Here is a 22,705-nt window from a genome sequence, read left to right as displayed (position 1 = left end):
GATGGACCCCGTCCACACCTACCTGATCTCCGACCTGATGACCAACCGGACGCTGGCCGAGGTGCCGCTCACCGGCGTCAAGTACTCGAAGAAGCTCGGCGCGGCCGGGACGCTGTCCGCGACGTTGAGCCTGGGCGACGCGCGGATCAGCGCGATCGACCCGTACGACCTGAGCACGCCGGGCCGCCGCGTGGTCTACGTGCTGCGCGACAGCCGCCCGGTGTGGGGCGGGCTGGTGTGGACGCGCAAGTTCGACTCGGGCTCGCAGCAGATCTCTTTGGGGTGCGGGGACTTCTGGTCGTACTTCGAACACCGCAAGGTGCTGCCGGTGCTGCCGGCGGCCGCGTTCGACGACCCGCACTACGTGGCCCGGCAGAAGGTCGAGTGGAAGAACACCGACCAGAACACGATCGCCCGCAACCTGGTCACGCTGGCCCAGTCCCATCCCGGCGGCGACATCGGCGTCACGTTCCCCGACCGCGAGCTCTCCGGCATCCGGCTCGACCGGACGTACTTCGGCTACCAGAACGCGAGCGTCGGGGACGCGCTGCGCAAGCTCTCCCAGCTCTACGACGGCCCGGACATGATGTTCGACGTCGGGCCGCCCGACCGCAACGGCCGGCCGACGCGGCTGCTGCGGCTCGGCACGCCGCGGCTCGGGCAGCAGGGTTCGGCGCACGTCTGGGAGTACGGCGGGAACCTGCTCGGCTACGGCTGGCCGTCGGACGGCACCCGGATGGCCACCCGGACGTTCGCCTCCGGCGACGGGATCGAGAGCGGCATGCTCGTCGCCGTCGCGGAGGACCGCGACCGCTACCAGGACGGCTGGCCGCTGCTGGAGACCGAGTACGGCTACAGCTCGGTCACCGACCCGGGGCAGCTGGCCTCCCACGCGCTGTCGGACCAGGCGGTGAGCCGGCTGCCCGTCGTGCTGCCGACGTTGACCGTCCACGGTGGACTCCCGCCGACCGTCGCCGAGATCGGGATGGGCGACGACGCCCGGGTGATCATCAAGGACGACTTCCACACGACCGGGATCGACACGCTGATGCGGATCGTCGCGCTCGACGTCACCGTCGGCGACGACGGCCGCGAAGGCGTGGTCCTGACCATGAACCCCCTGTTGGAGGACGCGGCCTGATGGCACAGATCAACCAGCCGTCCAGCATCGTCGACCAGGTCGTCGCGCTGCGCCGGGAGGTCGACGAGCTGCGCAAGCGCGTCGGCATCGGCAACGCGACCATCTCCGGCGGCACGTTCACGGTGCAGGACAACGGCGTGATCCGGATGGTCGACGCCGACGGGCACACCATCCTCTACTTCGGGCCGGGCGGCGACGGCAAGCAGATCATCCGGATCCGCCGCGACGGCGGCTCGGACGTGATGTACACCTACACGACCGACAGCGGGCGGCAGTTCTGGGCGCTGACCGACGGCAACAGCAGCATCGTCGCCTCCGACGACGCCGCGTCCGGGTCCGGCCTCGCCCGGCCGTGGATCCCGGTGTCGTTCGAGCAGGTGCGGTTCGCGAACATGCCGTCGGTGACCAACGCGTCGTTCGAAACGGTCTGGGAGGCGAACTTCCCGAAGACCCACCCGTTCATCCAGCTGTTCACCGTCGAAGGCTGCGACAACGCCACGAACGGCGAGGGCCAGATCGTCATCACCGATTCGCACGGGAACTCGCGGGTCGCCGCTTCGTGGACGCTCGGGCCCGGTCTCGGCCGCAACTACCGCGGGCCGTACGCCCTGCCCGGCCAGCCGTACGACGGCGAGGTGCGGGTCGCGGTGAACTGGCGCCGCTCCAGCGGGAGCGGCAACGTCTACGCGGTCGCGATGGACGCCGTCCAGCGCCAGACCTGAGCCCGGACCTACGCTGGAGGGCATGAACCGTCTCGCGAGCGCGACCAGCCCGTACCTGCTCCAGCACGCGGACAACCCGGTCGAGTGGTGGCAGTGGGGTCCCGACGCGCTGGCCGAGGCACGCCGGCGGAACGTGCCGATCCTGCTTTCCGTGGGATACGCGGCGTGCCACTGGTGCCACGTCATGGCGCACGAGTCGTTCGAAGACGCCGAAACCGCCGCGGTGATGAACGAGCACTTCGTCAACATCAAGGTCGACCGCGAAGAGCGGCCGGACATCGACGCCGTGTACATGGCCGCCACGCAGGCGATGACCGGGCAGGGCGGCTGGCCGATGACGTGCTTCCTGACCCCGGACGGCGAGCCGTTCCACTGCGGCACCTACTACCCGCCGTCGCCGCGGCCGGGCATGCCGTCGTTCCGGCAGCTCCTGGCCGCCGTCGCCGAGGCGTGGGGCGAGCGGCCGGACGAGCTCCTGGACGGCGCGAAGCAGATCGTCGCGCACCTTGCCGAGCAGACCGGGCCGCTCAAGGAGTCCGTTGTGGACGAAGCCGTGCTCGCCGGCGCGGTCGCGAAGCTGCAGCAGGAGGCGGACCCGGTCAACGGCGGGTTCGGCCGCGCGCCGAAGTTCCCGCCGTCGATGGTGCTCGAGTTCCTGCTGCGCCACCACGAGCGCACGGGATCCGCCGTCGCGCTGTCCCTTGTGGACCAGACGGCCGAGGCGATGGCCCGCGGCGGGCTGTACGACCAGCTGGCGGGTGGCTTCGCGCGGTACTCCGTGGACGCCGAGTGGATCGTGCCGCACTTCGAGAAGATGTTGTACGACAACGCGTTGCTCCTGCGGTTCTACGCTCACCTGTGGCGGCGCACCGGCTCGGCGACGGCGTTGCGCGTCACGTCCGGGACGGCTCAGTTCCTCTTCGACGCTTTGCGGACGCCCGAGGGTGGCTTCGCGTCATCGCTGGACGCGGACACCGACGGCGTCGAAGGCCTGACGTACGTCTGGACGCCGGAACAGCTGCGCGAGGTGGTCGGCGACGACTCCGCGGCTTCGTTGTTCGGGGTCACCGAGGAGGGGACGTTCGAGGAGGGCGCCTCGACGTTGCGCCTGTTCGGCGACCTGCCCGAACCCCTGCGCGTCAAGCTCCTGGAGGCGCGCGCGAAGCGGCCGCAGCCCGGGCGCGACGACAAGGTGATCGCGTCCTGGAACGGCCTGGCGATCACGGCGCTGGCCGAGGCGGGCGTCGCGCGCGATCGTCCACAGTGGATCGAATGGGCGGTCGCCGCGGCCGAGCTGCTGCTGCGTGTCCACGTCGTCGACGGCCGGTTGCGACGCAGTTCGCGCGACGGCGTCGTCGGCGAGTCGGCGGGGGTGCTGGAGGACTACGCCTGCGTCGCCGACGGGTTCCTGGCCCTGCACCAGGCGACCGGCGAGGCGAAGTGGCTCACCGAGGCGACCCGGCTGCTGGACCTGGCGCTGGCGCACTTCGCGTCGCCGGACGTCCCGGGCGCGTACTTCGACACCGCCGACGACGCCGAGGCGCTGGTCCAGCGGCCGGCCGACCCGGGCGACAACGCGAGCCCGGCCGGGGCGTCCGCGCTGGCGGGGGCGCTGCTGACGGCGTCGGCGCTGGCCGGGCACGATTCGTCGCGGTACCGGGAGGCGGCCGAGCAGGCGCTGCGGCGGGTCGGCGTGCTGGCCGCGCGGGTGCCGCGGTTCGCCGGGCACTGGCTGTCGGTGGCCGAGGCGGCCCACGCCGGCCCGGTGCAGGTGGCGGTGGTCGGCGCGGACCCGGCGTTGCGGCTGGCCGCGGCGCGGGGCGTGCACGGCGGCGGCATCGTGCTGGCCGGCGAGCCGGACGCGCCGGGCGTCCCGCTGCTGGCGGACCGGCCGCTGGTGGCCGGCGCGCCCGCGGCGTACGTCTGCCGGGGGTACGTGTGCGACCGGCCGGTGACGTCGGCGGAGGCGTTGACCGCTCAGCTCTGAGTGAACGACCTGCTCTTTCACCTGTCTTCGGCGTAGCGTCAGTAGCGTTGTAATCATGTAATCGCGGAGGTGGCGAACATGGGACGAGGCTGGCGAGGGAGCCGAGGCTGGCAGCAGGCGGAAGTGCCCCCGGCGGACGACGCGGCGGCCTGGTTCGGCGGGCGCCTGCCCGACGGCTGGTTCACCGGTGCCCCGGAGGTGACGGTCGACCGCGAAGAGATCATCGTGGTCGGCGAGCTCCCAGCGCTGACGGAGGAGTACGCGGACGACGCGGCCCGCGCGGCGGCGGAGGAGGGCCGCATCAGCCGCTACCGCGAGGAGACGCGCGACGAGCGCATCGAGATCGCGAGGCAGGCCGAGCACCGCTATCAGCGCAAGGTGGCGTGGGGCGCGAAGCTGGGCGGCACGAAGGCGCTGTTCACGACGCATTCGGCACCGGTGATGACCCGGCTTCGCCAGCCGGAGCGGCTGGTGCTGGACACGCTGGTGGACGCGGGCGTGGCCCGTTCCCGCTCGGACGCGCTGGCGTGGGCGGTCCGGCTGGTGGGCGAGCACGCGGACAGCTGGCTGGGCGAGCTGCGGGAAGCGATGAGCAAGGTCGACGACCTGCGTTCCAAGGGTCCCGACCTGGCCTGAAGTGACGTGAATGACTCATTCATGTCGCCTGATGACATGAATGAGTCATTCAGGTCATCCGGGCCGGGCGAGCCGGCTTCTTCGCCGGCCACGCAAGCCTGGACCCGCACCCGTGTTCGCGCCTAGAGTTCGTCGTGTCCACGGTCCGTGCCGTGGTTCCGCCGTCGCACCAGGTCTTTCCCGTGAAGGAAGGCGTCCATGGACGGCAGGTTCACCCGGCGGCAGCTGATCAAGGGCACGCTCGCGGTTTCCCTCGTACCGGCGATCCCGCTCGAGCGCCGCTACCGCGTCGACGTTCCCACCCTCCCGTGGCCCGCCGCGAACGACATCGTCGCGGCCACCACCATCCCGACATTCCCGGACCGGAGCTTCCCGATCACCGGTTACGGCGCGAAGAACGACGGCAAGACCGACAACACCGCGGCGATCAAAAAGGCGATCGACGCGTGCGCCGCGGCCGGCGGCGGCCACGTGGTCGTGCCCGGCGGCACTTTCCTCACCGGCGCGATCCACCTGAAGAGCAACGTCGACCTGCACCTGGAAAAGGGCGCGGTGCTCAAGTTCAGCGGCGACGCCTCGAAGTTCCCGAACGTGCTGACGCGCTACGAGGGCATCGAATGCGTCAACCGGTCGCCGATGATCTACGCCTACGGGCAGCAGAACATCGGGCTGACCGGCAGCGGCACGCTCGACGCCGCCGCCACGTCGTCGTGGAACAAGGGCAGCGACCGCGCCTACCTGGAAACGCTGGTGGCCAAGGGAACCGCGCCGGAGAAGCGCGTCGTGCCGGGGTCCGGGCACACCATGCGCTCGGCGTTCGTCGAGCCGTACGCCTGCGAGAACGTGCTGATCCAGGGCGTCACGCTGAAGAACTCCATGTTCTGGCAGCTGCACCCGACGCTGTGCCGCAACGTCACCGTGGACGGCGTCAGCACCGACCCCAGCACCGCCCACTCCAACACCGACGGCTGCGACCCCGAGTCGTGCGACCACGTCGTGATCGCGAACTGCGCCCTCGGCGCGCACGACGACAACATCGCGATCAAGTCCGGCCGCGACGCCGACGGGCGGCGGGTGAACGTCCCGTGCCAGAACCTCGTCGTCGTGAACTGCGTGATGAACGGCAACTGGGGTGCGATCACCTGCGGCAGCGAGCAGACCGGCGGGATCCGCAACGTCTACGCGTACCGGCTCACCGTGAAGGGTGACACGAAGTTCGCGCTGTACGTGAAGTCGAACACGCTGCGTGGCGGGTTCTCGGAGAACATCAACCTCGACAGCGTCTCGGGCACCTTCGCGCGGAACTTCGTGTTCGTGACGTCGACCTACAACAGCCAGACCGGCGACCACGTCCCGTCGTTCGGGCCGTTCACGATTAGCAACTGCGCGAGCACGAAGATCGCCGGGAAGACGTTCGACGTCAGCGGGTTGCCGAACGCCCACGTGCACGGGTTCACCGTGGCGAACTCCACGTTTGAGGGCGTGTCCGACACCTCGAACACGCTGAAGTACGTGGACAACGCCAAGTTCACCAACGTGACGGTCAACGGCAAGCCGATCTGAACCTGCGCGATCGGCGCGGCTGCGGCAGGCTTACTACCAACGAGTAGGAAGCCTGCCGTCAGTCCTTTCCGGAGGTAGCCGTGGACGTTCCCGAAGTGCCCTCGAAGGTGGATCCGGACGCGCTGACCACCGTCCTCGACGGCCGCTGGGCCGAGCTGCGCCGCGGGGTCCGCGCGCAGATGGCCGGCGCGGAGTTCCGGGACCCGGTGGACCTCGGCGTCGAAGCGCACCGCGCCCAGGTGCTCGACCAGCTGCGCGCGCTCGCCGAGACCGACCGGCCCGGCCTGGGTTTCGACCCGGCGTACGGAGGCGGTGGCGACGTCGGCGGCTCGGTGACGTCGTTCGAGCTGCTCGGCTACGGCGACCTGTCGCTGATGGTGAAGGCCGGCGTCCAATGGGGACTGTTCGGCGGCGCCGTCCAGCTGCTCGGCACCGAGCGCCACCACGCGCGGTACCTGCGCGAGATCATGGACCTCCGCCTGCTCGGCTGCTTCGCGATGACCGAGCACGGCCACGGTTCCGACGTCCAGCACCTGCGCACGACGGCGACCTTCACCGACGGCGGGTTCGTCGTGCACACGCCGGACGCCATGGCGCAGAAGGAGTACATCGGCAACGCGGCTCGCGACGGCCGGATGGCGGTGGTGTTCGCGCAGCTGGTCACCGGCGGGGAATCGCGGGGCGTGCACGCGTTCATGGTGCCGATCCGCGACGAGTCCGGTGCGCCGATGCCGGGAGTGTCCATCGAGGACTGCGGCCCGAAGGCGGGCCTGAACGGTGTCGACAATGGACGGTTGAGCTTCGACAACGTCCGGGTGCCCCGGGAGGCGCTGCTGAACCGCTTCGGCGACGTCGCCGAGGACGGGACGTACTCGAGCCCGATCGAGAGCGACAGCCGCCGGTTCTTCACGATGCTGGGCACGCTGATCCGCGGCCGGGTGAGCGTCGGCGGCAGCGCGGGGAGCGCGACGAAGCGCGCGCTGGCCGTGGCGATCCGCTACGGCGAGCAGCGTCGCCAGTTCACGACGCCGGACGGCGACGAGGTCGTCATCCTCGACTACCTCGGGCACCAGCGGAAGCTGCTGCCGGCGCTGGCGAAGACGTACGCGTTGCACTTCGCGCAGGAAGAGCTGGTGTCGAAGCTGCACGACATCGACTCGTCGGCACCGGAGGAGGAGCAGCGCGAGCTGGAGTCGCGCGCGGCCGGCCTGAAGGCGCTGAACACGTGGCACGCGACGGCGACGATCCAGGCGGCGCGCGAGGCGTGCGGCGGCGCGGGTTACCTCGCGGAGAACATCCTCCCGGGCCTGAAAGCCGACACGGACGTCTTCACGACGTTCGAAGGCGACAACACAGTGCTGCTGCAGCTCGTCGCGAAAGGCCTGCTGACCAGCTACAAGCAGGACTTCGAGGACCTCTCGCCGCTGGCGACGGCCCGGTTCTTCACCGACCAGGTGGTCCACACGCTCCTGGAGCGGACGTCGGTGCGCAAGGCGCTCGAGTCGCTCACGGAAGGGTCCGACTCGGACGTCTTCTTCCGCCGCGAGTGGCAGCTGAGGCTGTTCGAAGACCGCGAGGAGCACGTTGTGGAGGGCGTGGCGAAGCGCCTGCGCAAGGCCGCGTCGGACCCGTTCGGGGTGTTCAACGCGGCCCAGGATCACGTGCTGCGCGCGGGCCGTGTCCACGTCGAGCGCCTGGTGCTGGAGGCGTTCGCGGCGGCGGTGGAGCGCTGCGAAGATCCGGACGCCCGAGCGCTGCTGGAGCGCGTCTGCGACCTCTACGCCCTGTCGGCGATCGAGGAGGATCTGGCCTGGTTCCTGGGTCACGGCCGCCTGACGGCGTCGCGCGGAAAGGCCGTGACCGCGGCGGTGAACGGCCTGTGCGCCCAGCTGCGCCCCCACGCGCGGGCGCTGGTGGACGCGTTCGCCATCCCGGACCAGTTCCTGGCGGCGCCGATGCTGCGGGCATGACGACGGGGGTGGCCGGTGTCGGGAACCGGCCACCCCCGCGCGTTCGTCAGGACCGGCGGTGCTTCTTGCCCTCGTCGTCGGTCACTTCGAACTGTTCCTTGCGGACCTTGCCGGAGACGGTCTGCTCGTCGGTGACGGTCTCCTTGCGCAGCCGCGCCCGTTCGACCGGCACGGTTTCCTTGCGCACGACGGGTTTCTCGGAGTGCAGGACGACGTCCTGTTCGGCCTCACCGATGTCGCCCCCGGCCCGGCCGTCCTTGATCGGCTCGCGCTCGATGCGCACCTCTTCGTGCCGCACGGGGACGGTGACCTGCTGCTCTTCGGTGACGACGTACTTGCGCAGCCGCACGTGCCCGGTCTCGACCTGCTCGGTGCCGACGTTCAGCCGTTCCTCCGACCTCGTCATGGCGTCCTGGTCGGACTTCCCGCGGGTCGTCCCGGCGTCCATGCCGGCCCGGCCGCGGCCACCCATGGCGGGATCCCGGCCCTGCGTCCGGTCGCCCATCCGCCCGTCCGGCGACGTCCGCGGCACGGGCAGGCCGTAGTGCTGGTAGAGCTGGGTGCTCTCCTCGGGCGAGAGGTGCCCGTCGGCGTCGATGCGCGGCGCGTCCGAGACGGCGTCCTTGTCGACCTGGACGTGCACGCCGTCCTTGTCGGTGTGCGCGCCGGAGAGCGGGACGAAGCTCTCCTTGGTGCCGAAGAGGCCGGTCTTGACGGTGATCCACTCCGGCTGGTGCGTGGCGTCGGCGAGGTAGACGTTGCCGACCTTCCCGAGCTTGTTCCCGGCCGGGTCGACCACGGCACTGTCGATGAGCTCCTGGGGCTGCATGGTCTTGGCCATCGCGGTGCTGCTCCTTTCGCGCGTCGGTGTCTGTAGGAGCCACGGTGGGACGCGCGGGTGATCACGGCAACCGTCGTGGTGTTCCCGTGGGTGACCCCGGAAAGTGGTGGTTTGAGACGCCGTCCGCTGGCAAGTTCCGGGGAATCTCCGCAGGTCGGGCGGGGTGTGTAAGCGGTGATCAAGACGGTGGGTGATGGCGCGAAGGTGTGGATGTGACCGGCGCCACTTCCAGCGTTGTCACAACGTGGTCGCGGACCTCGTCAAGGGGGTAGGCAACGACGAAGGGAAACGGTCATGGAACCGCGGTTCAACATGTTCGAGAACGAGGTCACGAGCAAGTTCTTCAAGCGCCTGATCGCGGCCTCCCGCCCGATCGAGGAGTCCTCCCTCCCGAAGGCGACGCAGGAGCTGGTGAAGATCCGCGCGAGCCAGATCAACGGCTGCGGAATGTGCCTCGACATGCACACGAAGGACGCGGCGGCGGCCGGCGAAACGGCGGTCCGCCTGGCAATGGTGGCGGCGTGGCGCGAAGCGGTGGTGTTCACGGAAGCAGAGCGCGCGGCCCTGGCCCTGGCGGAGGAGGGAACGCGCCTGGCGGACAACCACGAGGGCGTATCGGACGAGACGTGGGAGCAGATCCGCAAGCACTACGACGAAGAGCAGATCGGCGCGCTGGTGTGCCTGGTGGCGGAGATCAACACGTGGAACCGCCTGAACGTGATCGCCAAGAATCCGGCAGGCGAGTACCAGCCAGGCATGTTCGGCTGAGAAGAAGAGCAGCAGGAAAACGGGCAGCCGGCAGCAAAAAGGGGGCACCAGGAATCCAGACCCGCCCCTGCATCCCGATCCAAAGCCCGAACACGGCCGGCGACGCCGGGTCAAGGCACGCTTTCCCGCCTTGACGCGGTGCCGCCGGCCGTAGTCACAATAAGGAGATCGGGATGAAGGGCATGCCAAGGCAAGCCGCTAGGCGTACATGGCCAGCCAAATGGCAATGTAATGCGAAACGGCAGCCAAAACGGTGCAGGCATGGAAGAACTCGTGGTACCCAAAGGTATCCGGCCAGTGGTTAGGCCACTTGACAGCGTAAAAAACGGCACCAAGCGTATAAAACAACCCACCAACGCAAAGCAACACAAGCGCGGCCACCCCAGCATGCGCCAGCAACTCAGGGAAGACGAAAACGGCAACCCACCCCAAGGCGATGTAGATCGGCACCCCAACCCACCGCGGAGCATGCGGCCAAAGCATCTTGAGGGCAACCCCGAGAACAGCCCCACCCCAGACGATCGACAAGATCACATACCCAGTCGGCTGAGACATGGCCAACAACGTGAACGGCGTATAAGTCCCCGCGATGAAAAGAAAAATCATCGAGTGGTCGGCACGCTTCATCCACTTGTAAGCCCGCGGGCTCCAAAACCGCCGGTGGTACAACGCACTGACCCCGAACAAGCCGAGGATCGTCAACCCGTAGACCGACGTCGAAAGCGTCGCGAGCGGGGACACAGTGGACGCCGCGAGGACGACCAGTGCCGCCACCGCGGCCAAGGCACCGAAGAACGTCCAGAAGTGGATGTGGCCTCGCAACCGCGGGCGGAGGTCCACTACGGGCTCGGGTGGTTCCGTCTTCACGCTCACCCCTCCAGGTTACGGGACCGTAGGTTCCCCGGCAGCGGTCGAGTCACGCGCCTCACACCGGGTGCGTAGGCTTCCTCCACGTGAGCGTGCGTTCCTTCTTGTCCGACGTCGTCTACAGCGTCTACGGCCGACGCCTCATCCAGCAGGCCGCCGGCCGGCATCCCCGGCACATCGCCATCATGCTCGACGGCAACCGCCGGTGGGCCCGTGAAGCGGGTTTCACGGACGTTTCGGACGGCCATCGCGCCGGGGCGAAGAAGATCGCGGACTTCCTGAGCTGGTGCCAGGAGGCCGACGTCGAGGTCGTCACCATGTGGCTGCTCTCGACCGACAACCTCAACCGCGACCCGGACGAGCTCACCCCGCTGCTGAAGATCATCACCGGCGTCACCGACGAGCTGGCCGCGCCCGGCAAGAGCTGGCGGCTGCGGATCGTCGGCGCGCTCGACCTGCTACCCAGCGACGTCGCCAAGCGACTCAGCGAAGCCGCCGCGCGCACCGAGGGGCGGACCGGGATGGAGGTCAACGTCGCGGTCGGTTACGGCGGGCGCCAGGAAATCGCGGACGCCGTGCGCAAGCTGCTGCTCCAGCACGCCGACGAGGGCCGGACCATTCACGAACTCGCGAAGATCCTCGACGTCGACCACATCTCCGAGCACCTCTACACGTCGGGGCAGCCGGATCCGGACCTCATCATCCGGACTTCGGGTGAACAACGGCTTTCCGGATTCCTGCTCTGGCAGTCCGCGCATTCGGAATTCTGGTTCACCGAAGCGTATTGGCCGGCATTCCGCCGCGTCGACTTCCTGCGCGCGATGCGCGACTACGCCTGGCGCCACCGCCGCTTCGGTTCCTGAGGTCCCTGACGTTCTTGAAGACGCCGAAGGGGCCCCGGAGCGAACTCCGGGGCCCCTTCGCAAGCCACACTCAGTGGTGGTGGTGCTCCAGCGAGTGGAGGATCAGCGCCGGGGTGGTGGCGATGCCCGTGTAGGCACCCGCGACCAGGGAGGCCGCACCGTAGCCCAGGGCGCCGCCGCCCTCGATGAACGTGGCGTAGGCGTCGCCGAACGTCGGGTCCGGGGTGCCCGTCGTGTCGCCCGTCGCGGCGAACGCGGTGCTGCCGATCATCATGAGGCCCGCAGCGGTGGCCGCGACGAAACCAGCCTTCTTCAGCACTTCGCACACTCCTAGGTAGAACTGTTGGGATTGGGGCACCGGGGGTCCGGTGGTGTGTCCCGCAGTGAGAAAATTACCTGTCGAACTGGCGTCTCGTCCGGGTTGTACGCCCATTGTGTGAGCCTGGAGCAGGCGCTTTCACTCGGACCGGTTCTCTATTGGCCACGTGAAATGCGCCACTCGACCGAACGTGGTAGAAGCTCGTCAATCGATCTTGTGAATACGACGGGTCAGCAATTTTCCCAAGATCATTCCGACGAGTGTGCACCGTTCGAGAGGCTGATGACGCAGGGTAGTCGTCACGAGGCGTCGATGTCGGGCGACCGACAGTGAGGTGACGATCTGGCGAATCACCGTGTTGGCTCCCTGCGCGATCCCGCATTCGTGGGTACCTTCCGAGGAGAGGGCACGCGTTCCGTGCGGGTCCTCGCGGGAGGCCCTGGTCGTGACGGTGATCGAGGGGGCGGCGCAGCCGCCCACGAGACGCACGAGGGGGCCGGCACCCGGCCCTCGTGGCCGCGCCACCTGACCCACCGGTCAGAGGGAGTGGTCCAGCCAGGGAGGTGCCCGGCCCAGCGAGTGCGGGCGTGAGGTGCACACGCCCTCGAGGGAGATGCCGTCGTGACTGCGCAGCGTTTGCCCCGTAAGGCCTCTGGCCACTCTTCGACCGGTGCCGTTCCTGGCCCGGAGAAAGCCTCGACCTCGCCCGAATCCCAGCAGCACATGTACGTGCTCGACACGTCGGTCCTCCTTTCGGACCCGTGGGCGGTCACTCGGTTCGCCGAGCACGCCGTCGTGCTTCCGCTGGTCGTCATCAGTGAACTGGAGGCGAAGCGCCACCACCCGGAGCTCGGCTGGTTCGCCCGGGAATCCCTGCGCATGCTCGACGACCTGCGCCGGCAGTACGGCAGGCTCGACTCGCCGCTCCCCATCGGGGACCACGGCGGCACGCTGCAGGTGGAGCTGAACCACTCGGACCCGTCGGTGCTCCCGTCCGGGTTCCGGACCGACTCCAACGACCACCGCATCCTCGCCTGCGCGCTCAACCTGGCGGCGGAGAACGCGGCGGTCACGCTGGTGACGAAGGACATCCCGCTGCGGGTCAAGGCCGGGGCCGTCGGTCTCGAGGCGGACGAGTACCGCGCGCAGGAGGTGACGCCGTCCGGCTGGACCGGCATGGCGGACGTCGACGTCCAGCAGGAAGTGCTGGACGCGCTGTTCGGCGGCAGCACCGTCGACCCCGTCGAGTGGGGCATGGACGAGCTCGCCGAGCTGCCCTGCCACACCGGGCTGCGGCTGCTCGCGGGCACCTCCAGCGCGCTCGGGCGGATCACGGCGGACAAGCGCATCCGGCTGGTGCGCGGCGACCGCGAGGCGTTCGGCCTGCACGGCCGCAGCGCCGAGCAGCGCGTCGCGCTCGACCTGCTGCTCGACTCCGACGTCGGCATCGTGTCGCTGGGCGGCCGGGCCGGCACCGGCAAGTCGGCGCTCGCGCTCTGCGCCGGCCTCGAGGCGGTGATGGAACGCCGCCAGCACCGCAAGGTCGTGGTGTTCCGGCCGGTCTACGCGGTCGGCGGCCAGGACCTCGGCTACCTGCCCGGGTCCGAGAGCGAGAAGATGCAGCCGTGGGCGCAGGCGGTGTTCGACACCCTCGGCGCGCTGGTCAGCCAGGACGTCCTCGACGAGGTCTTCGACCGCGGCATGCTCGAGGTGCTCCCGCTGACCCACATCCGCGGCCGCTCGCTGCACGACACGTTCGTCATCGTCGACGAGGCGCAGTCACTGGAACGCAACGTCCTGCTGACGGTGCTCTCGCGGCTCGGCACGGCGTCCCGGGTGGTGCTCACGCACGACGTCGCCCAGCGCGACAACCTGCGCGTCGGCCGCCACGACGGCGTCTCGGCGGTGATCGAGAAGCTGAAGGGCCACCCGCTGTTCGCGCACGTCACGCTGACGCGCTCGGAGCGGTCGCCGATCGCCGCCCTGGTCACCGAAATGCTGGAAGACCACGGCTGAGGCGACTCCGGGGCGGCGCACTCGCGCCGCCCCGGCTCGTCACCAGCCCGAGGGGAGCGGGCGGCCCTCGGCGAAGCCGGCCGCCGACTGGACGCCCAGCAGCGCGCGCTCGTGGAACTCCTCGAGCGTGCGCGCGCCCGCGTAGGTGCAGGACGAGCGGACACCCGAGCCGATCGAGTCCAGCAGGTCCTCGACGCCCGGGCGCTGCGGGTCGAGCGCCATCCGCGACGACGAGATGCCCTCCTCGAACAGCGCCTTCCGGGCGCGGTCGAAGACGTTGTCCGTCCGCGTCCGCGCGCCCACCGCGCGCTTCGACGCCATCCCGAACGACTCCTTGTACGGCCGGCCCTGCTCGTCGAACCGCAGGTCACCGGGGGATTCGTAGGTGCCGGCGAACCACGAGCCGACCATCGCCGCGGACGCGCCCGCGGCCAGCGCCAGCGCGACGTCGCGGGGGTGGCGCACGCCGCCGTCGGCCCAGACGTGCTTGCCCAGCTCGCGCGCGGCGGCCGCGCAGTCGGCGACCGCGGAGAACTGCGGGCGGCCCACGCCGGTCATCATCCGGGTCGTGCACATCGCGCCCGGCCCGACACCGACCTTGACGACGTCGGCGCCCGCCTGGATCAGGTCGCGCGTGCCTTCCGCGGTGACGACGTTCCCGGCGACCACCGGGACCTTCGGCGACACCGACCGGACGGCCTTCAGCGCGGCGATCATCTTCTCCTGGTGACCGTGCGCGGTGTCGACGACCAGCACGTCGACGCCGGAGCCGAGCACGGCTTCGGCCTTCGCCGCGACGTCGCCGTTGACGCCGATCGCGGCCGCCACGCGCAGCTTGCCCGCGTCGTCGACCGCCGGGGTGTAGATGTCCGCGCGCAGTGCCCCGACGGCGGTCAGCACGCCCGCGAGGCGGCCGTCGGCGTCGAGACCCAGCGCGAGCGAAGCGCCGTGGCTGTGCAGCTGCTCGAAGACCTCGCGCGACGGCGTGGTCAGCGGCACCGCCACGGTCGCGGGCTGCGCGACGTCGGCGAGGCGCGCGAAGCGGTCGACGCCCGCGCAGGCCGCTTCGTCGACGATGCCGACCGGGCGGCCTTCGCCGTCGACGACCACGACGGCGCCGTGGGCGCGCTTGTGGACCAGGTTGAGCGCGTCGGCGACGGCGTCACCGCCGGTCAGCACCAGCGGGGTGTCCCAGACGGTGTGCCGGCTCTTCACCCAGCCGACGATCTCCGCGACGGCGTGACTGTCCACATCTTGGGGAAGCACGACCAGCCCGCCGCGGCGGGCGACGGTCTCGGCCATCCGCCGGCCGGCGACCGCGGTCATGTTGGCGACGACGATCGGGATGGTGGCGCCGGTGCCGTCCGCGGTGGCGAGGTCGACGTCGAAGCGGGACTCCACGTCCGAACGGTTCGGCAGCAGGAACACGTCGTCGTAGGTCAGGTCGTGGGCGGGCCGGTGGCCGTCGAGGAAACGCACGAGTCCCCAGACTACCTGCCGGGCCCGTGGCAGGATCTCAGGGTATGAGCCGCCGCGACCGGGACACCGAGGGACGGGCACGCAACGCACGGCCGCGCGACGGCCTCGGCCGGCCGCTGCCGTACGGCGCCGACGGCGTCGAGCGCCAGCCCGAAGGCATCGAGAGAACGCCGTCGCAAACGCTTGCGGAGGCGCAGCGGCTGCTCGACGACGGCAAGCCGTTCCACGCGCACGAGGTCTTCGAGGACGCGTGGAAGACGACCGACGGCCCCGACCGCGAACTGTGGCGCGGGCTGGCCCAGCTCGCGGTGGGGCTGACGCACGCGGCGCGCGGCAACAACGTCGGCGCGGTGTCCCTGCTGGAGCGCGGGGCGGCGAACATCGAGCCGTTCCGGAGCGAGCCGCCGCACGGCATCGACGTCGCCGGCCTGCAGCAGTGGGCGCTCGCGCTGGCCGAAGAGGCGAAGCAGCGCGTAAGGGTGTCGCCGAGCGCGCCACGGCTGACGTGCTGACGGCGGTCGGGGCCGCGGGCATCGCCGCGGTGGCGTCGCTGATCGGCGTGACGCTCGGCGCGCTGCTCGAACCGCTGAAGCTCAACGCGGCGCGGCGCGCGAAGCTGCGTCACGACCGCGCCGAACGCTGTGGCAAGTACATCGAAGCCGCCGCCCGGGCGCGGCAGCACCTGGTCAGCATCAACGTCAGCCACCGCCAAGACGCCGATGCCGAGCGGGTCACGGGCTACGAAGACGAGTACTACACGGTGCGGGCGGAGATGCGGTCCCTGCTCGGGCTCCTGGTGATGAGCGGGCCGGAAGAACTCGTGGAGGCGGCGAGGGAAGTGCGCCGGAAGGACATGGACCTGCACCACGTGCGGCACCAGCCGGACGACGGCGGCAAGTTCACCCGGGTCGTGCTGCCGACGGCCGTCCGGGACGCCGTGGTCGAGCTGGACCGGGCGATCGAGCAGTTCGCCCTCGTCGCCCGTAAGCACACCTCCTGAGCGGCACTTTCACGTGAAAGTGCGGCTTTCCTAAGCTGCGTCCCAGCCACTCGAGGCCGTCTTCTCCGCGCCGAGCGTCGTGCCTTCGCCGTGGCCCGTGTGGACCTTCGTCGCCTCCGGGAGCGTGAACAGCTTCTCGCGGATGGACTTCACGATGGTCGGGTAGTCCGAATAGGACCGTCCGGTGGCGCCGGGACCGCCGTGGAACAGCGTGTCACCGGTGAACAGCACGCCCAGCTCCTCCGCGTACAGGCACACCGCGCCGGGCGCGTGCCCCGGCGTGTGGACGACCCGCAGCGCCGTGCCCGCGATCGTGATCGTCTGGCCGTCCTTCAGTTCGCCGTCCGGCGCGCGGTCCGGGTGGGTCTGGTCCCAGAGGACGCGGTCGTCGGGGTGCAGCAGGATCGGCGCGCCGGTGGCCGCGGCGAGCTCCGGGGCCGCGTTGACGTGGTCGTTGTGCGCGTGGGTGCAGACGATCGCGGCCAGTTTCCGGTCGCCGACGACGTTCTCGATCGCCTTCGCGTCGTGCGCCGCGTCGATGACGATCACCGTCGTGTCGTCGCCGACGATCCACACGTTGTTGTCGACGTCCCAGCTGCCTCCGTCGAGCTGGAAGGTTCCGGACGTCACCAGGTTCTGCACGATCGCCGTCATGGGGGCGACCCTAACGGTCATTCGGCGGGTAGATGACATACCGACGGTATGCTACTCTCGCGTCACCTTACTTCGAGTAAGTTCGAGAGGGGACGCGATGACGCTCCTGGCCGAACCGCTGAAGCTGCGCTGCGGCGCCGTGCTGCCGAACCGCCTGGCCAAGTCGGCCCTGAGCGAGCAGCTCGGCGACCGGCGCAACGCCCCGACGCGCGAGCTGCACGAGCTGTACCGCACCTGGGCTCGCGGCGGCGCCGGGACGCTGGTCACGGGCAACGTCATGGTCGACCCGGCCGCGCTCGGCGAGCCGCGCAACGTCACGGCGACCGCGGACCCGGCCGGCTTCCGTGCCTGGGCGCGCGCGGTCGAAGGCACGGACGCGCGGCTGTGGGTGCAGCTCAACCACCCCGGGCGCCAGAGCCCGCGGTACCTCTCGCGCGAGCCCATGGCGCCGTCCGCCGTGCCGTTCGGCAACCGCGGCATCCGGACCGCCTTCGCCGCTCCGCGCGCGTTGACCGACGAAGAGATCGAAGCGATCATCGAGCGCTTCGCCGTCGCGGCACGGACGTTCGTCGACGCCGGCTTCCACGGCGTCCAGATCCACGGCGCTCACGGCTACCTCGTGTCGCAGTTCCTCTCGCCACTGACGAACCTGCGCACGGACGCCTGGGGCGGCGACGCGGTGCGCCGGCGCCGGTTCCTGCTGGAGGTCGTGCGACGGGTGCGGTCGGCCGTGGGCGACGACGTCCCGGTGGCGGTGAAGCTGAACAGCGCGGACTTCCAGCGCGGCGGCTTCACCGAGGAGGAGTCCCTGGAAGTCGTGCGCGAACTCGGCGAAACCGGTGTCGACCTGCTGGAAGTCTCCGGTGGTACGTACGAGGAGGCCGCGATGATGGGCTCCGGACGGGCGAGCACGCAGGCGCGCGAAGCGTACTTCCTGGACTACGCGGCGAAGGCGCGTTCAGTGTCCGACGTGGCGTTGATGGTCACCGGTGGCTTCGCGACGCGGGACGGGATGGAGGAAGCCCTGCGCTCGGGCGCGCTGGACGTCGTCGGGCTCGGGCGGCCGTTGATCGTCGACCCGGGGCTGCCGGCGCGGCTGCTCGACGGCGAGGACGTCCGCGCGGAGCGGCGTTGCCCGAAGACCGGCGTGCGGCTGGCCGACAGCCTGCTGGAGATCCAGTGGCACACCCGCCAGATGCACCGGATCGCGGCGGGCAAGCCGGTCGACCGGCGCGGCGCGCTGCCGACGCTGGTCCAGGCCGGGCTCAGCGACGGGCTCAACGCGTTCCGTCGGGTGCGGGCGTGAGCCGGCGGTCGTAGAGGAACGCCCCCGCGGCGAGCGCGGTGAAGAACAGCCCGATGAAGACGCAGTTGAGCGCGACCTGGCCGTAGCCGAGCGCGCCGGCGTCGACGAACGGGTAGGGGTAGAAGCCGGTGAGCGCGCCGCGCGGCAGGGTGAAGGCAAGCCAGGCCAGCGGGTAGAGCAGCGACCACCCGACGGTGGACCAGGTCAGCACGCCGCGCGGGGCGGCGAGGAGCCAGCCGAGCACGAACAGGATCGGCGTGACCTTGTGCAGCATGGTGTCGGAGAACAGCGAGAGGCCGTGCAGGTCGTACAGCCCGGCGAGGGCGACCTGGTAGACGATGCCGGTCACGATGATGCCGACGAGCGCGTCGAGCCAGAGCACGGTGAACACCCGGCCGCGGGCGAGGCCCAGCGCGACCAGCGCGGACGTGATGGCGACCAGCAGGTTCGAGTCGATGGTGAAGAAGCAGAGCAGGTTCGCGACCCGGCCGTCCGCGTCGGTGGCGGTGGCGACGACCTGGCTGACGAGACCGGTCAGCGCGACCACGGCGGTGACCGCGAACCAGGCGCGGGGGAGCATCTCGCTGCGCATTTCCGGAGCTTAGCTCCACTGTGGACGCCCGGCCCGGCGTCGCTCCACCGGGGTGCCCCGGTGCTGTCCGCACCGGGGCACGCGAAACGTCAGGCCGAGATGAGGGCGTCCCGGAGGGTGGTGAACGCCTCGTACTCTTCCTTCTGGTCGACGGGCAGCTGGTAACTGGCCGCGAGCAGCTTCGGCACGGAGGGGATGATGCTGAGCCGGAAGGTCTGGCCGTCGGTCGTCTTGATGACGAACCGGCCCTGCAGGTCGCGCTTCTTGACCGACGCCCGGTTCGCGTCCGTGATCGTCAGCGGGGTGCCCGCGGTGATCGCGCCGTTCTTTTCGTCGAGCGGGACGATGACGAGGTCGGTCTGCCCCGGCCGGAAACCCACCGCGAAATTGCTGACGGTGGTGGTGCGGAAAACGATGAAGTTCTTTTGCTTGATTTCCGCGGCGTACACCTTCGTGTAGCTCGTCCCGTCGGCGACGGCCGCGTCGAAAGCGGCGTGGATGGCCGCCTTCATCTGTTCCTTGCTTGCCACTTGTACTCCTCCATGACCGCTCGGGGAGGTGAGCGGGGCTTCCGAGGAGCAGCATCGTAGCGGCGGCGGGCTTCCCGTTCTGTGGGGAAAAATCTCGACATGATCATGCGTCGAACAAACCGAACTCCGCCGGTTCCGGTGAATTGCCAGCGAAGCGCTTTCAGCTCCCTTCCGAACGGTCGCCGTGCAGCAGGCCGCGGACCGTGTCGATCGTGTCGGCCTCCGCCGGGTCCTTGTCCGGCCGGTAGCGGACCACCCGCGCGAACCGCAGCGCCAGGCCACCGGGATAGCGCGTCGAAACCTGGGCGCTGTCCAGCTCGATCTCGACCACCACCTCCGGCCGGACGTACACCGTCCAGTCGTCGCGGTGGGTCTCGATCTCCTGGAACGTCCTCGTCTGCCACGCCAGCAGCTCGTCGGTCATGCCCTTGAACGTCTTGCCCACCATGATCGGCGGGCCGCCGTCCGGGTCGCGCGCGCCCAGGTGCAGGTTCGACAGCGTGCCCGTGCGCCGGCCGTGGCCCCACTCCGCCGCGAGTACCACCAGGTCGATCGTGTGCACCGGCTTGACCTTCAGCCACGCCCGTCCGCGCCGCCCCGCCGCGTACGGCGACGCCAGGTCCTTGACCATCACCCCTTCGTGGCCGGCCTCCATCGCCGCCTCCAGCACGGCGGCCGCCCCCGCCACCCCCACTTCACCGGGGATCACGTGCGCCCCGGCGACCTTGCGCAGCGCCTCGTTGCGTTCGGACAGCGGCGCGTCCAGCAGGTCGACGCCGTCGAGGTGCAGGCAGTCGAAGAAGTACGGCCGCAGCAGCAGCGCCTTGACCTGCTCCTCGCGTGTGCTGCCGAACCGGCTCATCGTGTCCTGGAACGGCCGCGGCCGCCCCGCGTCGGTCAGGGCGAGCGTTTCGCCGTCCAGCACCACCGACTCGCACGGCAGCGCCCGCACGAGCTCGACCAGCTCCTGGACGCTCCCGGTGATCTCGCGCAGCGTCCGCGTCCAGACGTGCACCTCGTCGCCCTGCCGGTGCACCTGGATCCGCGCACCGTCCATCTTGTACTCGACGATCGCCTCGGCGTGCTCGGCGACCGCTTCGTCCAGCGATTCCGCCGGCGACGCCAGCATCGGCTTGACCGGCGTGCCCAGCGTGAGCCGGAACTCGGCCAGCGCCGCCTGCCCGCCGGTCATCGCCGCGACCCCGGTGACGCCCAGCTTCCCGGACAGCATGAACGCCCGCCGCACGTCCTCGGCCGGCACCTCGGCCGCCGCCGCGACGGCGTCGACCATCACGCCTTCCAGCGCACCCTGCCGCAGCTCGCCGGTGACCAGCCGGAACAGGAACTGCTGCTCGTCCTTCGTGAGCCGCTCGAACAGCGCCCGCAGGACCTCCTGCCGCCGCGTCGCGGAGCCCGTGCCCGCCGCGACGCCGGCCGCCGCGGTGAGCGCCGCGTCGACCTCGGCCACCGTGACGACGGGTTCCGGCACCGAACCGGCGCCCAGCCCGGCCAGGGTGCGCCAGCCCGCACCCAGCCGGTCCTGCGCCGTCTGCCCGGTCAGGTACGCGATCACCACGGGCAGCTCACCGACCCCGGCGGCGCGCAGCACTTCGGCCAGGAGGGCGATCTTCGCCTTCCTGGACCTCGTCGCCGCCAGCTCGGCGGACGCCCGGACCAACTCGCTCAGCAACACCCGGACATCATGACCCGGACCACCGACAATTTCTCGTCGGTCAGATGTCCGGCCTGGTGCAGAGGGGGTCGAGCAGGCCGTCCTTGGCCACGCACGGCGTGTACCCGGCGTCCTGCAGCTCCGCCCGCGCAGTCGGGCTGGCCAGGTAGTCGAGGAACCGCTTCAGCACGCTCCCGTTCGACGGCACGCCCTTCGTGTAGAGGTACTCGACGGTCCAGAACCGGTACCCGGCGCCGACGGTCGTGACGTCGGGGTAGTGCCCGTCGAGCTGCACGACCGTCACCTGCTGGTCGCGGGCCGCGGCCGTCTTCGCCGCCGGGACGTCGGCGTACCCGATCGCGCCCGGCACCGCGCCGACCTCGGTGAGCACCTCGGCGGTCGTGCCGCGCTCGCAGCGCGTGGTCGCCGCGGCCGGGTCACGCTCGGGCTTGCGGCAGGAATCCGACGTCAGCCGGTCTTCCGCGCCGCCGAGGACCTTCTGCTCGAACGTCTTGCGCGTGCCCGACTCCTGCCCGCGCCCGACGATCCCGATCGGCACCGACGGCCCCGGCCGCAGCTGGTCCCAGTTCCGCACCCGGCCGCTGAAGATGTCCTTGACCTGCTGGGTCGTCAGCTTGTCGACGCCGGCGGCCCGGTTGACGACCAGGCTGTACACGACCACCGCGACGGCCTTCGCCTCCAGGTCGGGGCCCGCTTCGCCGGACCGGCCGTCGGAGAGCACCGCCAGCTCGTCCTTGCCCGCCGCGTCGACCGGTGCGAGCGCGCGGACGCCGGTGACGCTGCCGGTCGCGCGGGTCGTGATGGCGGCGCCGTCGCACTGGCCGTGGTACTCGGCGGCGATGCTGCCGATGATCGGCACGAACGCGCTCGACCCCTCGACCGACAGCTTCCCGGTGGCGCACTGCGCGGAGTCGCTCGGCCGCGACCACGAGACGAGCAGCGTCGCCAGCAGGGCGCCGGTGAGCAGCACCCCGACGGCCGTCGTGATGACCGGCCAGCCGAACCGGCGCTGCTTGCGGTCGTCCTTGATCCGGCCGGCGGCGAGCCGCGCGTGGTGGTCGATCTCCTTGCTGATCTCGCCGTCGTGGCCGTCGGACTCGCGCAGCACGACGACCAGCTTGAACTTCTCCTTGCGCTTCAACGAAAGCCGCGCGAACCGCACGCCGTGCCACTCCGGGGCCTCGGGTGGTGCTTCGGCCGCGGCGAGCCCGGCGAACCGCTTCGGCAGCAGCGCGCGCACGCGAGAGAGCTTCACGCCTTCGACCGGCTTCTGCGGCGTCTCGCGCGTGAAGAACTCGAGGCCGTCGCGGACGTGCTGGCGCAGGCCGTCGTCGGTCGCGTCCGACACGCGAGCGTCCCAGACGATCCGGCTGCCGAAGGTGAACGAAAGCGGGATCTCGAAGTCGCCCGGCGCGATGTCGAAGCTGCCGGTGTTGTGCACGCGGATGACGACGATGCTCATCCGGTCGAGCAGCCGCGCGACCTGTTCGAGCTGCGGGGCCGCCTGCGCGGAGCCGTTTTCGCCGTCGTCCAGGTCGATCGGGGAGAGCCCGATCTTGGAGTTGTAGAGGACGCGGAACGTCAGCCGCCGCCGGCGGATGAAGTAGCGGTCGATGAACGGCGCGGCGATCGCGACCAGCGCGGCGAGCCCGAGGACGAGGCTGCCCGAGTCCGAGCTGAGGATCTCGGCGAGGGACTGCATCGTCGCGCCGACGCCCACCGTGCTGCTCCTCTACCCCTGACTCCCCAGGTGAAGCA

Annotated in this window: 21 protein-coding genes; 12 read left to right on the top strand and 9 right to left on the bottom strand. The window is 70.3% G+C overall.

The window, feature by feature from the left end; genetic code table 11:
• Position 1 precedes the first annotated feature (1 nt).
• The 6 genes from ABFJ78_RS44385 to ABFJ78_RS44360 all read left to right on the top strand — a co-directional run bounded on the left by ABFJ78_RS44385 (position 2) and on the right by ABFJ78_RS44360 (position 8,019).
• Positions 2-1,141, top strand: a complete 1,140-nt coding sequence (locus ABFJ78_RS44385) for a hypothetical protein (protein WP_436393456.1) — start codon at positions 2-4, stop codon at positions 1,139-1,141.
• A complete protein-coding gene (locus ABFJ78_RS44380) occupies positions 1,141-1,863 on the top strand; it encodes a hypothetical protein (RefSeq protein ID WP_372663731.1) in 723 nt (240 codons plus the stop codon). The genes ABFJ78_RS44385 and ABFJ78_RS44380 overlap by 1 nt, the downstream gene beginning before the upstream one ends.
• A gap of 22 nt (positions 1,864-1,885) precedes the next feature.
• On the top strand, positions 1,886-3,850 hold the full coding sequence (locus ABFJ78_RS44375; protein WP_436393455.1) for a thioredoxin domain-containing protein: 1,965 nt from the start codon (positions 1,886-1,888) through the stop codon (positions 3,848-3,850).
• Positions 3,851-3,928: 78 nt separating this feature from the next.
• Positions 3,929-4,486: a hypothetical protein gene (locus tag ABFJ78_RS44370; protein ID WP_436393454.1), complete on the top strand. Its 558-nt coding sequence runs from the start codon at positions 3,929-3,931 to the stop codon at positions 4,484-4,486.
• Positions 4,487-4,684: 198 nt separating this feature from the next.
• Complete coding sequence (locus ABFJ78_RS44365) at positions 4,685-6,049, top strand: glycoside hydrolase family 28 protein (protein ID WP_436393453.1); 1,365 nt, start codon at positions 4,685-4,687, stop codon at positions 6,047-6,049.
• 80 nt (positions 6,050-6,129) lie between these two features.
• Positions 6,130-8,019, top strand: coding sequence for an acyl-CoA dehydrogenase family protein (locus ABFJ78_RS44360; RefSeq protein ID WP_436393452.1), 1,890 nt, complete (start codon positions 6,130-6,132; stop codon positions 8,017-8,019).
• Between the two features lie 46 nt (positions 8,020-8,065).
• Here the strand turns inward: ABFJ78_RS44360 and ABFJ78_RS44355 are convergent, their stop codons facing one another.
• Positions 8,066-8,860, bottom strand: coding sequence for a DUF2382 domain-containing protein (locus tag ABFJ78_RS44355; RefSeq protein ID WP_436393451.1), 795 nt, complete (start codon positions 8,858-8,860; stop codon positions 8,066-8,068).
• A gap of 294 nt (positions 8,861-9,154) precedes the next feature.
• On the opposite strand from ABFJ78_RS44355, the gene ABFJ78_RS44350 reads away from it, so the two are divergent.
• The gene (locus ABFJ78_RS44350) at positions 9,155-9,628 is read left to right on the top strand and encodes a carboxymuconolactone decarboxylase family protein (RefSeq protein WP_436393450.1); all 474 of its coding nucleotides are present in this window, start codon (positions 9,155-9,157) and stop codon (positions 9,626-9,628) included.
• Between the two features lie 198 nt (positions 9,629-9,826).
• On the opposite strand, the gene trhA is transcribed toward ABFJ78_RS44350, so the two are convergent.
• Positions 9,827-10,468, bottom strand: coding sequence for a PAQR family membrane homeostasis protein TrhA (trhA, locus tag ABFJ78_RS44345; RefSeq protein ID WP_436393495.1), 642 nt, complete (start codon positions 10,466-10,468; stop codon positions 9,827-9,829).
• A 113-nt stretch (positions 10,469-10,581) separates the two neighbouring features.
• Between trhA and ABFJ78_RS44340 the strand changes: the two genes are divergently transcribed.
• The gene (locus ABFJ78_RS44340) at positions 10,582-11,358 is read left to right on the top strand and encodes an isoprenyl transferase (protein ID WP_436393449.1); all 777 of its coding nucleotides are present in this window, start codon (positions 10,582-10,584) and stop codon (positions 11,356-11,358) included.
• 70 nt (positions 11,359-11,428) lie between these two features.
• Here ABFJ78_RS44340 and ABFJ78_RS44335 read toward each other — a convergent pair whose 3' ends face one another.
• On the bottom strand, positions 11,429-11,677 hold the full coding sequence (locus ABFJ78_RS44335; protein WP_086683841.1) for a hypothetical protein: 249 nt from the start codon (positions 11,675-11,677) through the stop codon (positions 11,429-11,431).
• Positions 11,678-12,400: 723 nt separating this feature from the next.
• On the opposite strand from ABFJ78_RS44335, the gene ABFJ78_RS44330 reads away from it, so the two are divergent.
• The gene (locus ABFJ78_RS44330) at positions 12,401-13,693 is read left to right on the top strand and encodes a PhoH family protein (RefSeq protein ID WP_436393448.1); all 1,293 of its coding nucleotides are present in this window, start codon (positions 12,401-12,403) and stop codon (positions 13,691-13,693) included.
• Positions 13,694-13,732: 39 nt separating this feature from the next.
• On the opposite strand, the gene ABFJ78_RS44325 is transcribed toward ABFJ78_RS44330, so the two are convergent.
• On the bottom strand, positions 13,733-15,172 hold the full coding sequence (locus ABFJ78_RS44325) for a GuaB1 family IMP dehydrogenase-related protein (RefSeq protein ID WP_436393447.1): 1,440 nt from the start codon (positions 15,170-15,172) through the stop codon (positions 13,733-13,735).
• Between the two features lie 44 nt (positions 15,173-15,216).
• On the opposite strand from ABFJ78_RS44325, the gene ABFJ78_RS44320 reads away from it, so the two are divergent.
• Together ABFJ78_RS44320 and ABFJ78_RS44315 are read left to right on the top strand one after the other, a co-directional pair.
• Entirely contained in the window at positions 15,217-15,684 is a 468-nt protein-coding gene (locus ABFJ78_RS44320) for a DUF309 domain-containing protein (RefSeq protein WP_436393446.1), read from the top strand.
• Positions 15,678-16,172, top strand: a complete 495-nt coding sequence (locus ABFJ78_RS44315; RefSeq protein WP_436393445.1) for a hypothetical protein — start codon at positions 15,678-15,680, stop codon at positions 16,170-16,172. The genes ABFJ78_RS44320 and ABFJ78_RS44315 overlap by 7 nt, the downstream gene beginning before the upstream one ends.
• Positions 16,173-16,202: 30 nt before the next feature.
• Here the strand turns inward: ABFJ78_RS44315 and ABFJ78_RS44310 are convergent, their stop codons facing one another.
• Complete coding sequence (locus tag ABFJ78_RS44310) at positions 16,203-16,826, bottom strand: MBL fold metallo-hydrolase (RefSeq protein ID WP_436393444.1); 624 nt, start codon at positions 16,824-16,826, stop codon at positions 16,203-16,205.
• Positions 16,827-16,923: 97 nt separating this feature from the next.
• Here ABFJ78_RS44310 and ABFJ78_RS44305 point away from each other — a divergent pair, with 97 nt between their 5' ends.
• The gene (locus tag ABFJ78_RS44305; RefSeq protein ID WP_436393443.1) at positions 16,924-18,132 is read left to right on the top strand and encodes an NADH:flavin oxidoreductase/NADH oxidase family protein; all 1,209 of its coding nucleotides are present in this window, start codon (positions 16,924-16,926) and stop codon (positions 18,130-18,132) included.
• Here ABFJ78_RS44305 and ABFJ78_RS44300 read toward each other — a convergent pair.
• The 4 genes from ABFJ78_RS44300 to ABFJ78_RS44285 form a co-directional block, all read right to left on the bottom strand.
• Positions 18,104-18,724, bottom strand: coding sequence for a Pr6Pr family membrane protein (locus ABFJ78_RS44300; RefSeq protein ID WP_436393442.1), 621 nt, complete (start codon positions 18,722-18,724; stop codon positions 18,104-18,106). The genes ABFJ78_RS44305 and ABFJ78_RS44300 overlap by 29 nt on opposite strands.
• A gap of 89 nt (positions 18,725-18,813) precedes the next feature.
• Positions 18,814-19,254 (bottom strand): hypothetical protein, encoded by a 441-nt coding sequence (locus ABFJ78_RS44295; protein ID WP_436393441.1) that lies wholly within the window; start codon positions 19,252-19,254, stop codon positions 18,814-18,816.
• 160 nt (positions 19,255-19,414) lie between these two features.
• On the bottom strand, positions 19,415-20,947 hold the full coding sequence (locus ABFJ78_RS44290) for an ATP-dependent DNA ligase (RefSeq protein WP_436393440.1): 1,533 nt from the start codon (positions 20,945-20,947) through the stop codon (positions 19,415-19,417).
• A 40-nt stretch (positions 20,948-20,987) separates the two neighbouring features.
• On the bottom strand, positions 20,988-22,667 hold the full coding sequence (locus ABFJ78_RS44285; protein ID WP_436393439.1) for a PstS family phosphate ABC transporter substrate-binding protein: 1,680 nt from the start codon (positions 22,665-22,667) through the stop codon (positions 20,988-20,990).
• Positions 22,668-22,705 lie beyond the last annotated feature (38 nt).

The sequence above is a fragment of the Amycolatopsis sp. MEPSY49 genome (assembly GCF_051337345.1).
GTDB lineage: Bacteria > Actinomycetota > Actinomycetes > Mycobacteriales > Pseudonocardiaceae > Amycolatopsis.
The sequence above is the reverse complement of the archived record's forward strand: the minus strand, read 5'-3'. Positions and strand labels throughout refer to the sequence as shown.